Origin of the sequence: Streptomyces sp. NPDC048415, from assembly GCF_040651675.1 — a bacterium.
Classification (GTDB): domain Bacteria; phylum Actinomycetota; class Actinomycetes; order Streptomycetales; family Streptomycetaceae; genus Streptomyces.
Genome location: NZ_JBEZKJ010000092.1, coordinates 17,178 through 31,432, shown reverse-complemented (window position 1 = coordinate 31,432; position 14,255 = coordinate 17,178). Strand labels below are relative to the sequence as shown.

The following is a 14,255-nucleotide window of genomic DNA, read 5'->3' as shown; positions in this document are numbered from 1 at the left end:
CGGCGGGCGCCCGCCCCTCTCCGTGGCTGTGGTCGGGGGGGGGGGGCGGCGAGGCCCCGCGGCCCCCCCCCCCCCCCCCCACTCGCCCTCGCGCCGGGGCGTCACCAGTACACGACGACCTTGTCCCCGGTGTGGACCTGCGCGAACAGCGCCGCGATCTTCCCCTCGTCCCGTACGTTGACGCAGCCGTGCGAGGCGCCGTAGTAGCCGCGGGCCGCGAAGTCCGAGGAGTAGTGGACCGCCTGGCCGCCGCTGAAGAACATCGCGTACGGCATGGACGTGTGATAGATCGTCGACACGTGGTACCGCGACTTGAAGTAGACGCTGAACACACCCTCGCGGGTCGGCGTGTACTGCGAGCCGAACCGCACGTCCATCGTCGAGACCGTCTGCCCGTCGATCATCCAGCGCAGGGTGCGGGTCGTCTTGCTGACGCACAGCACGCGGCCCGTCAGACACCGCGGGTCCGGTCTGGCGGCCGGTTGCCCGCCGTAGGGGTACAGCTCCCAGCCGGCCGGCTTGTGCGTCATTGCGCGCAGCCGCTGCCAGGTGACGGTGTCCAGTTCGCCGGTGCGCGGCAGCCCCCGCTTGCCCTGGAAACCCTTCACGGCGTCGACCGTCGGGGAGTCGTACGTCCCCGTCGGCGCGGTGATGAGCCAGGCGACCTGGTGCAGCCGGGCCTGCACCTCGCGGACGTCGGTGCCCCTGTCGCCGCGGGACCAGAGCACTTTGGGGGCGGCGGCACCCGGCTTGTCCTCCCCGGACGTGCGGGCGGGCCTGCCCGTACGCCCGGTCCCCGTGGGCGGAGGCTGCTTCCCGTGCGTGTCCACGGCCTGTGCCGTGCAGCCGCTCACCGCGACAAGGGCCGCGAGGGCGGCCAGCGATCTCCTCATACCCGTAGCACGCATCCGGACCCCCGTAGTGCCGTTGTGTCACCTGAGATGCTCCCCGCGCGTGAACGGTTGCGAACCAGGCGGCATGGTGAAGAGGAGGGGCGACAGCGCGAGCGAAACCGTGGGACAGACAGGCGCACCGGTCTGTGAGCAAGGTCCCAGCGTGGGCCTCTCCATCGCGCGCACCGTCGCCACTACAGTCCGTCGCGAGGGTCGGGTCCTACGATTGAGTAGCTTCTAAGTAGCTTCAGCGGGAGGCACAGCAATGGCGCGCGAATCCGAGTCCGGTCTGCCCATCGAACCGGTGTATGGGCCGGAGACTCTGGACGGCTGGGACCCGGCCGAGAAGCTGGGCGCGCCCGGTTCGTACCCCTTCACCCGCGGCGTGTACCCGTCGATGTACACGGGCCGTCCGTGGACGATGCGGCAGTACGCCGGTTTCGGTACGGCCGTGGAGTCCAACGCTCGCTACAAGCAGCTGATCGCCAACGGCACCATGGGCCTGTCGGTCGCCTTCGACCTGCCCACCCAGATGGGCCACGACTCGGACGCCGCCATCGCGCACGGCGAGGTCGGCAAGGTGGGCGTGGCGATCGACTCGGTCGAGGACATGCGGATCCTCTTCGGCGGGATCCCCCTCGACAAGGTCTCCACGTCGATGACGATCAACGCGCCCGCCGCGCTGCTCCTGCTGATGTACCAGCTCGTCGGCGAGGAGCAGGGAGTGCCGGCATCCCAGCTCACCGGCACGATCCAGAACGACGTACTGAAGGAGTACATCGCGCGGGGCACGTACATCTTCCCGCCGAAGCCGTCCCTGCGGCTGATCGCGGACATCTTCAAGTACTGCAAGGCCGAGATCCCGAAGTGGAACACGATCTCGATCTCCGGCTACCACATGGCCGAGGCGGGTGCCTCGCCCGCGCAGGAGATCGCGTTCACGCTGGCGGACGGCATCGAGTACGTGCGTACGGCGGTCGCGGCCGGCATGGACGTGGACGACTTCGCCCCCCGGCTCTCCTTCTTCTTCGTCGCCCGCACGACGATCCTCGAAGAGGTCGCCAAGTTCCGTGCGGCCAGGCGCATTTGGGCCCGGGTCATGAAGGACGAGTTCGGCGCCAAGAACCCGAAGTCGCTGATGCTGCGCTTCCACACGCAGACGGCGGGCGTGCAGCTGACGGCGCAGCAGCCGGAGGTGAACCTGGTTCGGGTCGCCGTCCAGGGTCTGGCCGCGGTCCTCGGCGGCACGCAGTCCCTGCACACCAACTCCTTCGACGAGGCGATCGCGCTCCCGACCGACAAGTCGGCCCGTCTGGCCCTCCGTACGCAGCAGGTCCTCGCGTACGAGACGGACGTGACCGCGACCGTGGACCCCTTCGCGGGCTCGTACGTCATCGAGAAGATGACGGACGACGTGGAGGCGGCCACCGTCGAACTGATGGCGAAGGTCGAGGAGTTGGGCGGCGCGGTCAACGCCATCGAGCACGGCTTCCAGAAGGGCGAGATCGAACGTTCCGCGTACCGCATCGCCCAGGAGACCGACTCCGCCGAGCGGGTCGTGGTCGGCGTCAACCGCTTCCAGCTGGACGAGGAAGAGCCGTACGAGCCGCTGCGGGTGGACCCCGCCATCGAGGCCCAGCAGGCGGAGCGGCTCGCGAAGCTGCGGGCCGAGCGCGACCAGGCGGCGGTGGACGCGGCGCTGGCCGACCTGAAGAAGGCGGCCGAGGGCACCGACAACGTCCTCTACCCGATGAAGGACGCCCTCCGCGCCCGCGCGACGGTCGGCGAGGTGTGCAACGCGTTGCGGGGAGTTTGGGGGACTTACGTGCCGTCGGATGCCTTCTGACCTGGGCCATTACTCCGTATGAGTGATCGCGGGCGGAAATGTCCCGCCCGCGCTTCATCACGTGGAGGGTGCTCCGTAGGAATCTCCCTGGAGCTTTCCGCCGACCGCCTCCTCGACGGCGACGACTGACCCCGATACCCGAAGCCGGAGTGTCGTACCCCCGTGCGACACTCCATTTCATGCTTGGTGTCATCGATCTCCCCACCTACCTCGCAGGGCTCGTCCTGATCGTCCTGCTACCCGGTCCGAACTCCCTCTATGTGCTGTCGGTCGCCGCCCGCCGCGGCATACGCACCGGCTACACGGCCGCCGCCGGCGTATGGTGTGGCGACACCGTGCTGATGACCCTCTCCGCGGCCGGAGTCGCCTCGCTGTTGCAGGCGAACGCCGTGCTGTTCGGGATCGTGAAGTACGCGGGCGCCGGGTATCTGACGTGGCTGGCGGTCGGAATGCTGCGGGCCGCGTGGGGGATCTGGCGGACCCGGCACGAGCGGGTCGTGGAGAGCGGGGCTCCCGAGCCGGTCGCCGAGGAGCGGCCCTTCAGGCGGGCGCTGGTGATCAGCCTGTTCAACCCCAAGGCGATCCTCTTCTTCGTCGCCTTCTTCGTGCAGTTCGTGGACCCGGGCTACGCCTACCCCGCCCTCTCCTTCGTCGTCCTCGGCGCCTTCGCCCAGCTCGCGAGCTTCCTCTACCTCTCCGCACTGATATGCGGCGGTACGAAGCTGGCGGCGGCCTTCCGCAGACGCAAGCGCCTCTCCGCGGGGGCCACGACCGCCGCGGGCGCCCTCTTCCTGGGCTTCGCCGTGAAGCTCACGCTGGCCAGCGCCTAGGCGAGGTCGAGGCCCACGCCGGCCGCGTACTCCGCGAGCCCCCGCGCCGTCTCGCCCGCCCAGCCGACGTATCCGTCCGGCCGGACGAGGAACACACCGGCCCCGTACGCCTCGTACGACGGAATCCGGACCGTGTGGACGGCGGCGGGGAGCGTCGCGACGTGCTGGTCCGTGCCGACACTCAGCAGCGTCCAGTGCGGTCCTCGGAACGCGTCGAAGAGGCGTACGCCGTCCCGGATGCCGTCCGGGGCGCGGTCGCCCGCGTGCAGCGTGTCCTCCGGCAGGCCCGCACGGGTCTCCACCGCGAGCGAGGAGCCGCGGTAGCCGAGCCCGAGCTGCTGGGTGGCCGCGCCGCGCCGGACCTCGCCGCGATGGACCCGGGTGGACAGTCCGAGCATCCCGGCGGCGACGGGCAGCCGCTCCTCCTCGTAGGAGTCGAGGAGTGAGGCGGGGGCCCCGCCGCCCAGCACCGCGCCGAGCTTCCAGCCCAGGTTGTAGGCGTCCTGGACGCTGGTGTTGAGGCCCTGCCCGCCCGCGGGTGAGTGGACGTGCGCGGCGTCACCGGCGAGGAAGACCCGGCCCTGGCGGAACCGGTCGGCCAGCGCGGCCCGTGGCCGGAAGTCGGAGGCCCAGCGCACCTCGGTCACCTGGTCGGGGGAGAGGTGCGAGCGGGCCGCGACGATCTTGCGGATGCCGTCCAGGGAGAGATCGGCGTCCGTCCCGTCCGGGAACTGGGCGATGAGCTGGAAGTCCTCCGTCCCCGCCAGCGGGAAGATCACCGTGAAGCCGTCGCCGTCGCCTCGCGGCGGGAACATGTGCACATGGTCGCGGTCGAGCCCGGTGAGGCGGAGGTCGGCGACCAGGATCGGGTTCGGATCCACCGTCTCGCCGGTCATGCCGACGCCGAGAGCGCGCCGCACGGTGGAGCGGCCTCCGTCGGCGGCGACGGCGTAGCGGGCGCGGACCGGTCGGCCTGATGTGAACGACGCGCTGACCCCGTCCGTGTCCTGTGCGAGCCCCGCCAGCTCCCGGCCGAACGCCACGTCGCCGCCCAGCTCCCGCAGCCGCGCGTAGAGGATCTCCTGCGTACGCCACTGCGGCAGCATCCACGTCCCGTTGTACGGCTCCGCCTCCGTCGGCTCGATCTCGTCGGTCATCCGGTGTTCGCCCTGGCGGACGCCGTCCTGCCAGATCAGTCCCACCGGATAGGGACCGCCGGCCGCCCGCACCGCGTCCAGGACGCCAAGGTCGTCCAGCACCTCCAGCGTGCGCGGCTGGATCCCCTTGCCGCGTGAGCCCGGGAAGAGCGCGTCGGCCCGCTCGACGACGAGGGCACGCACCCCGCGCCGGGCCAGGTCGACGGCGAGGGCGAGTCCGGTGGGGCCTGCCCCGACGACGAGCACGTCCGTGTCGATGGCGTCCATGGACATCTCCTTAACGCTGTTAAGTTCCATGCGTCCGAGCATGCCCTTAACAGCGTTAAACTGTCAACCGTGGCTACCCAGAAAACCCCCAAGCTGGACAAGCGTCTGGTCACCGAGACCGCGCTGCGGCTGCTCAACGAGGTCGGCCTCGACGGGCTCACCCTCCGGGCCATCGCGAAGGAGCTGAACGTCCAGGCTCCGGCGCTCTACTGGCACTTCAAGAACAAGCAGGCGCTGCTCGACGAGATGGCGACGGAGATGTACCGCCGGATGGTGGCGGGGGCCGAGCTCTCCCCGGACGCCACCTGGCAGGAGCGGCTCCTCGCGGCCAACCGCGGCCTGCGCGCCGCCCTGCTGGACTACCGCGACGGCGCGAAGGTCTTCAGCGGCTCGCGCTTCACGGGGACCGATCACGCGGTCCATCTGGAGGCGAACCTGGGGGCGCTCGTCGAGGCCGGTTTCGAGCTCCCGCAGGCCGTCCGAGCCGCCTTCACCGCCCACCTCTTCACCCTCGGCTTCGTCACCGAGGAGCAGGGCATGCAGCCCCTGCCGGGGGAGCGCGGTGAGGGCCCCGGCATCGAGGAGCGCGCCGCCCGCATGGCGGACTTCCCCCTCGCGGGGGCCGCAGGCGCCCAGCTGTTCGACCGCTACGACGAGGGTTTCGAGGAGGGGCTCCGGCTGGTGATCGCGGGGATCGAGGCGCGGTACGCCATCCGCTGAGCGGGGACTACCGCCGCGGCCTCGACAGCGCCGTACGCAGCCTCGGGGTGAGCCACCCCTCCACGTACCGGTTCAGCAGCCAGGCCAGCAGGAGCATGGTGGCGACCGTGGCCGGGAACGTGCCGTAGGACGGGATGTGCAGGGTCTGGTGGTACGCCTTGATGACAACCCAGCCCAGGTGCTCGTGGACCAGGTAGAAGGGGTACGTGAGCGCGCCCGCGACCGACAGCCAGCGCCAGTTGGCCCAGTTCAGCCAGCCGAGCGCGATAGCGGCCACCGCCACGTACCCGAGCGTGACGACCAGGACGATGCCGTACGAGGATCGGTAGGAGAAGAAGTCCGGGTTCGGGGCGTGCCACAGCTTCACCACGGCGTAGTGCTGGCCGATCAGCCAGCTCACGCCCACGATGCCCCAGGCGTACGCGTCCCGCCGGTCGCGGTGCACGAGGTAGAGGCCGACGCCGCCGATGAAGTACGACGCGTACTCCGGCATCAGGACGATGTTCAGCAGGGGCTCGTTCGCGGCCTGCGCGAACGCCGCCGCCAGCGTCCAGCCGGCGCAGAAGAGGATCACCCGCTGCCGGTTGGCGCCCGGCAGCACGATGCACAGGGCGAACAGGGCGTAGAAGCGGACCTCCGCCCACAGCGTCCAGCAGACGCCCAGCACCCGGTCCACGCCCAGGGGTTGCTGGAGCATCGTCAGGTTCACCAGCGCGTCGCTCGGCGAGACGGTCTTGTACGCCACCATGGGCAGCGCGAACACCGCCGTCACGAGGATCACCGCCGCCCAGTAGGCCGGCAGCAGGCGGGCGGCGCGGGAGGCGAAGAACGAGCGCAGGGGCCTGCCCCAGCCGCTCATGCAGATCACGAAGCCGCTGATCACGAAGAAGACCTGGACACCCAGACAGCCGTACGCGAACCACGAGTGCAGCAGGGGGAACTGGTGCTTGGCGGAACTGCCCCAGGCCTGCGCGACCTCGCCGTCCCGGCCGCCGTAGTGGTACCCGGCGACCATCAGTGCGGCGATGAGCCGCAGCCCGTCGAGCGCACGCAGGCGTGGCGCGTGCGCCCGGGGGAGTATCCGTGGGGGAACACCGTCCGTCCCGGCGGCCTCCGGTGCGGGCTTGGACAGCGATGTGTCCACCGGGGCGGAGACGGACACGGGAGCGGACGCGGAGGCCGACGCCGCGGTTGAGGCTGCGGTTGAGGCGGTCATCCGAGCGTCGCCCGCTTCAACGACCGTGCGCGGCGCGCGACTCGACGCACCGTCGCGTTGCGCGGAATGAACGCCAGCTGCGCCGGGACCGCGCCGGGCAGCGCCAGCGAGGTGAGCCGTCGGCGCTTGAAGTACCGCCAGGTGTACGGATTCAGATGGCGTGTCAGATATGACTCGGTGTCCTCGCGCAGCTCCGGATAGATCTTCGACTGCATCGCGAATCCCACAGCTCGCAAGAGTCCGTTGAGCGCCGTGACGTCCATGCCGCGCCGCTGCTCGGTGACCGCCGCCTTGTCCGCCAGGTCCGGCAGCAGGGCGTCCACGATGGTGACGGGGACGCGGTTGCTGTTCTCGTACGGCGTGAGGCGGTCCAGCAGTGACCCGGTGCCGATGCGGGCGACCGGCAGGCCGTACAGCGCCGACGCCGTGAGCAGCGCCGTGGAGAAGCAGCCGACGACCAGGGCGGGACGCATCCGCTGGTAGAGCACCTCGGCGAGGACCGGGGTGTCGAGCACCGTGAGGTCGACGCCCAGCTTCTCGGCCTGCTTCTCCAGGGTGCGCGACCACCGGGCGGGGGCGGTCGGATGCGGTTTGAACACCACCCGGTTGTGACCCAGCGCGATCGCGCCCTTCAGCATGCGTACATGCAGGTCTTCCTCCTCCTCGGCGGTGAGGATGCCGAGCGCGGAGAGGTACTGGCCGAGCAGCAGGGCCGGTTCGTCGATCGAGGGCAACTCGTCGGCGGTGTCCACGAGTTCGGCGAGCACCTTGACGAACGCGTCCGTCGGCACGATCTCCGGTGCGACGTCGAACTCGGTCAGAAGCAGGGGCTGGAGGCCGGGGACCAGGTCGAGGTGGAGCAGGCGGGTCACCCGGGTGCCGACCAGCGGGTCGATCTTGTTGCGGGTGGGGCCGTAGCTCATCAGACCGTCCGCGTAGACGGCGACGGGCGCGCCGGTGAAGATCTGCGCGACGCCGAGCGCCGGGTTGACCTGGATCGACTCGACGGCCAGCTCTATGTCGTCGTCGCCGAGGTTCCAGGCGAGCCGCAGGTGCCGCTCCCACAGCGGTACGTCGTCCAGCCGGGGGGCCCAGCCACCGGGGTGGAAGGGGGAGATGGTCTCGTTCCACGAGATCACGTCGTCGAAGCGCCCGCGCAGCCGCTCGAAGCCAGGCATCTCGTCCACGCCGGGCGTCGTCTCGGGGGTCGCCGCGTTGTTGGAGACAAGCAGGATGCGCCGGTCGGCGGGCGCGAAACACTCGGTGTCGAGGGCGGCGGCGAGCGTGGCCGTGCCGTACAGCGTGGAGGCGAGGAAGATCTGGGTGGTCACGCGGCCACCCCCGCGGCGGGGGCGGGACGGCGGCGCAGTCGGCGCAGTCGCGTGGCGCGCTGGACGTCCATCGAGTCGAGGGCGTCGTCGAGCACGTCCTGCGGCATACGCCGCAGCGCGACGGCACTCATCGACTTCAGTTTACGTGCCACGGATGGCTCGAACCTTTCGATGGATCCCAGGTGATGGGAAATAATCGCACAATATGTGCGCACTGCTTTGGGCAGGAGTTTTTCCGCGTCGCGGTCCTCGGCGGTCTCCGCCACGACCTGGTCGAACGCGCGAATGAAATCGAGCTGACGTACGTCGCCGATCTGGGTCAGCGACGAGGCCACGCCACGCCGGTAGAACACCCCGAGCAGCCCCACCGTGGCGAAGGATTCGGCCTCCCGGTGCAGCTTCCAGATCCACGGCCGGTCCTCGGCCGTACGCAGTCCGTCGGTGAAGTGCAGCAGCCCGCGGTCGGCAAGCCTGCGGTGGTAGATGCCCGCCCAGGCGTACGCGTAGTCGACGGAGGTGGACCGGTCGGCGGGCAGGATCGCGTCGCGCGGACGCAGGACGACTCCCCGGCGGCCGTGCGGAACGCGGTGGATGGTGCGGGCGCGGGCGGTGCACTGGACATGGTCCGTACGCACGAAGTCGCAGCCCAGGTCCTCGATGGAGGCCAGGAGTTGCTCGTAATAGCCGGGGGCGAGCCAGTCGTCCCCGTCGAGGAACGTGAGGTAGTCGCCGCGCGCCTTGTCGATTCCGGTGTTGCGCGCGGTCGCCAGTCCTCCGTTCTTCTCGTGTCTGACATACACCGCGCCCGGGAGCTCGCGCTCCGCGCGCGCGAGAATGTCCGGTGTCTCGTCGCGCGAGCAGTCGTCGACGAGAATGAATTCGAAGTCGGCCCGCGCGTTCGCACGCAGGCTCTTCAGAGTGTCGGGCGCGTATTGCTGCACGTTGTAGAACGGCACGATGACGGAGAGCTTGACCACCCACGTGACGTTAGGCGGCGGCCCGGCATTCGTCTTGACCGGCGGCTTGATGTCAGGTGAACGGCGCGTGGCGAAGCTGTGAACCGGGCTTTTTTCCCGTGCCCAGGCGGCCCGATTCGCCATTCGTCGATGTGCTGTTAACCGTTTGTTGCATTCAGGTTGGGCCGCAACTCGAAATGGCTTCCTAGCGTCTTGGACGTGCCAGCAAGTACCACGAAGTCCCTGCGGGTGGCCGTCCTCGCGGATTCCGACACTCGGTGGAAATGGGGTTCGCTCACCGCGAATCGCATTTCTCCTTCCGAATCGGACATTCGCCTCGACGGATTCCTCCTGCGCGGCCGTGCCACCCCCACCGCCCGTCAGCTCGAAGAGGTCGGCGTCCGCGCGGACTCCCTCCGCGAGGTCACCGCCGTCGAGTTCCTGCGTCACATGGCGAAGGAGCCGTACGACGTACTGGTCCTCGCTCTCGTCGGCGGCGCCGTCCAGGCGATGCTGCACGGCCTGGCCCGCGCCTGGGACGGGCGGGCGGAGCGTCCCGTGGTCGTCACCGGCTATGTCGGTGTCGTCTACGAGAAGCTCGCCGACGGCCTGCTGCTGCGGCACGGCGCGGACCTCGTCCTCGCCAACTCCCGCCAGGACGCGGACCGTTTCCGGGCCGTGTACGAGGGAGTCGGCGCCGACGCCTCGGCGGTGACCGAGGTCGCGCTGCCCTTCCTCGGCGGGGCGGCCTACGCCAAGAACGACCCGTACACGGTCGTCTTCGCCGCGCAGCCCTCCGTTCCGGAGAGCCGCAAGGACCGTACGTACCTGCTGAACCGGCTGATCCAGCACGCAACTCTGCACCCGGACCGCGAGGTCCTGCTGAAGCTGCGCTCCAAGCCGGGCGAACACACCACGCACATCGAGGAGCTGCCCTACCAGAAGCTGGCGCAGAAGACCGATCTGCCCGCCAACTTCCGCCTGGTGTACGGGCACATGGGCGAGGTCCTCGACCGCACCGACCTGCTGGTCACCATCAGCTCCACCGCGGCCCTGGAGTCCCTGCACCGCCGTATCCCCACCGTCGTGCTGAGCGACCTCGGGGTGCGCGAGGCGCTCGGCAACCACCACTTCGTGGGCTCTGGATGCCTCGCCTCCTGGGACCAACTCGACGACGGACACCAGCCGGTGGCGGACTCCCAGTGGGTCGCCCGGCAGGGCGTCGCGGCCGACGGCTCGTACGAGACCGCCTTCGACGTCGCACGGTTCCGCATCACCGAGCTGCTGGAAGCGGCCGAACTCCCGCCCCTCGCCCCGTACTACACACCCGTGACCGCGCCCGGCTATCTGCCCGGCATCCTCGCCCGCCACCACCTCGGCCCGGACGGCAGCCCGCTGCCCGGCGCGCCCGCGGCGGACAAGGAGCCCAGCCCCGTACGGCAGATCGTGCGCCGGGCGGCCCGCGGCGCCTACCGCCACGGCGTCCAGCGCGTGGCGCCGGTGATCCGGCGGATGGGCGAGCTGTGAACCCCCGAACCCCAGGCGTCCCACGCCTCCCACGACTTCCTCGCCTCCCTCGTCAAGGAGAACAGCGCATGACCAACTCGGAAGCGGGCCAAGCGGCGTCGGTGCGCCGCGTGCTCGCCGTGATCCCCGCGCGCGGCGGCTCCAAGGGCGTGCCCGCGAAGAACCTCCTGCCGGTCGGCGGTGTCCCACTGGTGGCCCGCGCGGTGCGGGAGTGCCGTGCGACGCGACTCGTCACCGACGTCGTGGTCTCCACCGACGACCAGGCGATCGCGGCGGCCGCCCGCGAGGCGGGCGCCGAGGTCGTCCTGCGCCCCGCCGCCATCGCCGGCGACACCGCCACCTCCGAGGCCGCCGTCCTGCACGCGATGGACGCCCACGAGGCCCTCCACGGCGCGGCGGTCGACGTGGTCCTCCTCGTCCAGTGCACCAGCCCGTTCATCGTCCGCGAAGACATCGACGGGGTCGCGGCCGCGGTCGTCGAGCACGGCGCCGACACGGCCCTGACGGTGGCCCCGTTCCACGGCTTCATCTGGCGGGACGCGGCGGACGACCCGGCGGTCGTCGACACCTCTCGCACGCACGAGGTCGGCGGTGCCACCAAGGTCGCCAACTCCACCGCCACCGAAGGCGGTTACGGTGTCAACCACGACAAGTCCTTCCGCCCCCGCCGCCAGGACCGCCCCCAGGACCTCCTGGAGACCGGCGCCGCCTACGCCATGGACGCGACGGGCCTGCGGGAGCACCAGCACCGCTTCTTCGGCCGTACGGATCTCGTGCGCACCGACCCGGCCCGGGTGCTGGAGATCGACGACCCGCACGACCTCGCCCGCGCCCGGGCCCTCGCGCCGCTCTTCGACGCGAACCGCCCGGGCGCCCTCCCGACCGCCGAAGACATCGACGCGGTCGTCCTCGACTTCGACGGCACCCAGACCGACGACAGGGTGCTGATCGACTCCGACGGACGGGAGTTCGTCTCCGTGCACCGCGGGGACGGCCTCGGTATCGCCGCCCTCCGTAAGAGCGGCCTGACGATGCTCATCCTGTCCACGGAACAGAACCCGGTCGTCGCCGCCAGAGCCCGGAAGCTGCAGATCCCGGTCCTCCACGGCATCGACCGGAAAGACCTCGCACTGAAGCAGTGGTGCGAGGAGCAGGGCATCGCGCCTGAGCGCGTGCTCTACGTCGGCAACGACGTCAACGACCTCCCGTGCTTCGCCCTCGTCGGCTGGCCCGTGGCGGTCGCGAGCGCCCACGACGTCGTGCGCGGCGCCGCACGCGCGGTCACCACCGTCCCCGGTGGCGACGGCGCGATCCGAGAGATCGCCAGCTGGATCCTCGGCCCCTCTCTCGACTCCCTCAAGAAGTAAGGAAAGTTCCTGTCATGAGCAACTCCCGTCTGCGCACGTTCGGTTCGAAGACCGCCGGTCCGGGGCAGCCCGTCTACGTCGTGGGTGAGATCGGCATCAACCACAACGGTGAGCTCGAGAACGCCTTCAAGCTGATCGACGCCGCCGCCGAGGCCGGCTGCGACGCCGTCAAGTTCCAAAAGCGCACCCCGGAGATCTGCACCCCGCGCGACCAGTGGGACATCGAGCGCGACACCCCCTGGGGCCGCATGACCTACATCGACTACCGCCACCGCGTGGAGTTCGGTGAGGACGAGTACCGCCAGATCGACGAGTACTCCCGTGAAAAGGGCATCGCCTGGTTCGCCTCCCCGTGGGACACCGAGGCCGTCGCCTTCCTGGAGAAGTTCGACATCCCCGCCCACAAGGTCGCCTCCGCGTCCCTGACGGACGACGAGCTGCTGCGCTCGCTGCGCGCCACCGGCCGTACGGTCATCCTCTCCACCGGCATGTCGACCCCGAAGCAGATCCGCCACGCGGTCGAGGTCCTGGGCAGCGACAACATCCTGCTCTGCCACGCCACGTCCACCTACCCGGCGAAGGCGGAGGAGCTCAACCTCCGCGTCATCAACACCCTCCAGGCCGAGTACCCGAACGTTCCGATCGGCTACTCCGGCCACGAGACGGGCCTGCAGACCACGCTCGCCGCGGTCGCCCTCGGCGCCACCTTCGTCGAGCGCCACATCACCCTCGACCGCGCGATGTGGGGCTCCGACCAGGCCGCCTCCGTCGAGCCGCAGGGCCTGACCCGTCTCGTCCGCGACATCCGCACCATCGAGGCCTCCCTCGGCGACGGTGTCAAGAAGGTCTACGAGTCCGAGCTCGGCCCCATGAAGAAGCTGCGCCGCGTCACGGGCGTCGTCGCCGAGGCGGAGATCGCCGACGCCGCGGGCGAGCCGGTCGCGGTCTGAGCGCCTTACCACGGGACGGTCGTAAGCCGATGAGCCCCCGCGCCGGTTCCGCCGGCCCCCACACCCTCGCCTTCGTCGAGAGTCCGGTACAGCTCCTGAACGTGCTGGAGTGGGCGCACACACACGCCCACAGTGCTACCGCGCCCGGCGCGGGGCCCTCCGGGGCGGCCGAGCCGGTGTCCGGCGCGGGGCTCACCCTCGTCGTCCTCTCCCCCAACGACCCGATGACCCGCGGCCAGCTGCGCCGCATGGCCGAGCTCGCCCGGGACGAGGGCCACGAGGTCCGCTGGGAGGAGGCCCGCGGCGGCCCCACGGCCCCTTTCCACACGATCGGCGGCCTGACCCCGCTCCTGCGCAAAGCCCGCCGCATCGTCATGGGTGACCCCTTCTCCCGCTACGTACAGCTGCTGCTGACGATCACCCGCGCCCGGGACCTGGTCGTGGTCGACGACGGCACGGCGACCATGGAATTCGTCGCCCAGCTCGCACGCGGGGAGCGGCTGGTGCGCTGGCACCGGCGCGGTGGCCGGCCCGGCCCGCGCGATGTGCTCTTCGCGCCGGTCTCGGCCTCGGCGCGCCGCCGCCTCACACCGACCGACCGCCGCAGCGTGGAGGTCTTCTCCTCCATGCCGATCGACTCGGCCCCGGACGGCGTCACCGTCACCGCCAACGACTTCTCCTGGACGCGGGCCCGCTTCGGCCCGCCCCGCATCACCAAGAGCGCCGACCTCGTCGGCACGTCCCTCGTCGAGACGGGCGTGGTCGACCCGGACCGCTACCTGACGGCGGTCAAGAGCCTCGCGGGGGCGCACGGCGCGACCCGCTACTTCGCCCACCGCCGCGAGAGCGCCGAAAAACTGCACCGCCTCGCCGCCGAAACGGGCCTGGAGATCGTCCGCCCCGACCTGCCCCTGGAACTGATCGCCCGCCGCGGCCCCATCGGCCGTACGATCCTGAGCTTCCCCTCGACGGTCGTGCACACCCTCCCGCTGGCCCTGGTCGGCACCGAGGTCCGCGTCGCCGTCTGCGACATCGACCCGACCTGGCTCACGGAGAACGCCTCCCCGCGGGCACAGGGGTTCCTGTCGGGGGTCACGGGGACGGCGAGGGACGTACACCGGCTGTCGGCGGTGAGCACGGCCTGACCGCTGAACACCGGGCCGCGAGCATGCCGAACGTGTAGATCAGCACGTAC

At 70.4% G+C, this 14,255-nt stretch carries 12 protein-coding genes; 7 read left to right on the top strand and 5 right to left on the bottom strand.

The genetic code is table 11. From position 1 onward, the window contains the following. Window positions 1-101: 101 nt before the first annotated feature. Complete coding sequence (locus AB0D27_RS37085) at window positions 102-893, bottom strand: L,D-transpeptidase family protein (protein ID WP_362517608.1); 792 nt, start codon at window positions 891-893, stop codon at window positions 102-104. 265 nt (window positions 894-1,158) lie between these two features. Here AB0D27_RS37085 and AB0D27_RS37080 point away from each other — a divergent pair, with 265 nt between their 5' ends. Both AB0D27_RS37080 and leuE read left to right on the top strand, forming a co-directional pair. Beyond that, a complete protein-coding gene (locus tag AB0D27_RS37080; protein ID WP_362517605.1) occupies window positions 1,159-2,739 on the top strand; it encodes a methylmalonyl-CoA mutase family protein in 1,581 nt (526 codons plus the stop codon). 179 nt (window positions 2,740-2,918) lie between these two features. Further along, entirely contained in the window at window positions 2,919-3,569 is a 651-nt protein-coding gene (leuE, locus tag AB0D27_RS37075; RefSeq protein ID WP_362517602.1) for a leucine efflux protein LeuE, read from the top strand. On the opposite strand, the gene AB0D27_RS37070 is transcribed toward leuE, so the two are convergent. After that, complete coding sequence (locus AB0D27_RS37070; RefSeq protein ID WP_362517599.1) at window positions 3,566-4,993, bottom strand: FAD-dependent oxidoreductase; 1,428 nt, start codon at window positions 4,991-4,993, stop codon at window positions 3,566-3,568. The genes leuE and AB0D27_RS37070 overlap by 4 nt on opposite strands. 69 nt (window positions 4,994-5,062) lie before the next feature. On the opposite strand from AB0D27_RS37070, the gene AB0D27_RS37065 reads away from it, so the two are divergent. Continuing rightward, the gene (locus tag AB0D27_RS37065; RefSeq protein WP_362517596.1) at window positions 5,063-5,713 is read left to right on the top strand and encodes a TetR/AcrR family transcriptional regulator C-terminal domain-containing protein; all 651 of its coding nucleotides are present in this window, start codon (window positions 5,063-5,065) and stop codon (window positions 5,711-5,713) included. Between the two features lie 7 nt (window positions 5,714-5,720). Here the strand turns inward: AB0D27_RS37065 and AB0D27_RS37060 are convergent, their stop codons facing one another. The 3 genes from AB0D27_RS37060 to AB0D27_RS37050 form a co-directional block, all read right to left on the bottom strand. Beyond that, window positions 5,721-6,794 carry an acyltransferase gene (locus AB0D27_RS37060; protein ID WP_362517616.1) on the bottom strand — a complete coding sequence of 358 codons (1,074 nt, stop codon included), beginning with the start codon at window positions 6,792-6,794 and terminating at the stop codon, window positions 5,721-5,723. A 131-nt stretch (window positions 6,795-6,925) separates the two neighbouring features. Then, the gene (locus tag AB0D27_RS37055; RefSeq protein WP_362517593.1) at window positions 6,926-8,260 is read right to left on the bottom strand and encodes an alpha-2,8-polysialyltransferase family protein; all 1,335 of its coding nucleotides are present in this window, start codon (window positions 8,258-8,260) and stop codon (window positions 6,926-6,928) included. Next, window positions 8,257-9,237: a glycosyltransferase family 2 protein gene (locus tag AB0D27_RS37050; RefSeq protein WP_362517591.1), complete on the bottom strand. Its 981-nt coding sequence runs from the start codon at window positions 9,235-9,237 to the stop codon at window positions 8,257-8,259. The genes AB0D27_RS37055 and AB0D27_RS37050 overlap by 4 nt, the downstream gene beginning before the upstream one ends. A gap of 198 nt (window positions 9,238-9,435) precedes the next feature. Here AB0D27_RS37050 and AB0D27_RS37045 point away from each other — a divergent pair, with 198 nt between their 5' ends. From AB0D27_RS37045 to AB0D27_RS37030, 4 genes are all read left to right on the top strand, one after another. Next, entirely contained in the window at window positions 9,436-10,743 is a 1,308-nt protein-coding gene (locus AB0D27_RS37045) for a DUF6716 putative glycosyltransferase (protein ID WP_362517588.1), read from the top strand. A 68-nt stretch (window positions 10,744-10,811) separates the two neighbouring features. After that, the gene (locus AB0D27_RS37040; protein ID WP_362517586.1) at window positions 10,812-12,110 is read left to right on the top strand and encodes an N-acylneuraminate cytidylyltransferase; all 1,299 of its coding nucleotides are present in this window, start codon (window positions 10,812-10,814) and stop codon (window positions 12,108-12,110) included. Window positions 12,111-12,124: 14 nt separating this feature from the next. Next, window positions 12,125-13,060, top strand: a complete 936-nt coding sequence (locus AB0D27_RS37035) for an N-acetylneuraminate synthase family protein (RefSeq protein ID WP_362517583.1) — start codon at window positions 12,125-12,127, stop codon at window positions 13,058-13,060. 29 nt (window positions 13,061-13,089) lie between these two features. Further along, a complete protein-coding gene (locus AB0D27_RS37030; protein WP_362517580.1) occupies window positions 13,090-14,205 on the top strand; it encodes a hypothetical protein in 1,116 nt (371 codons plus the stop codon). The last annotated feature ends 50 nt before the right edge of the window (window positions 14,206-14,255 follow it).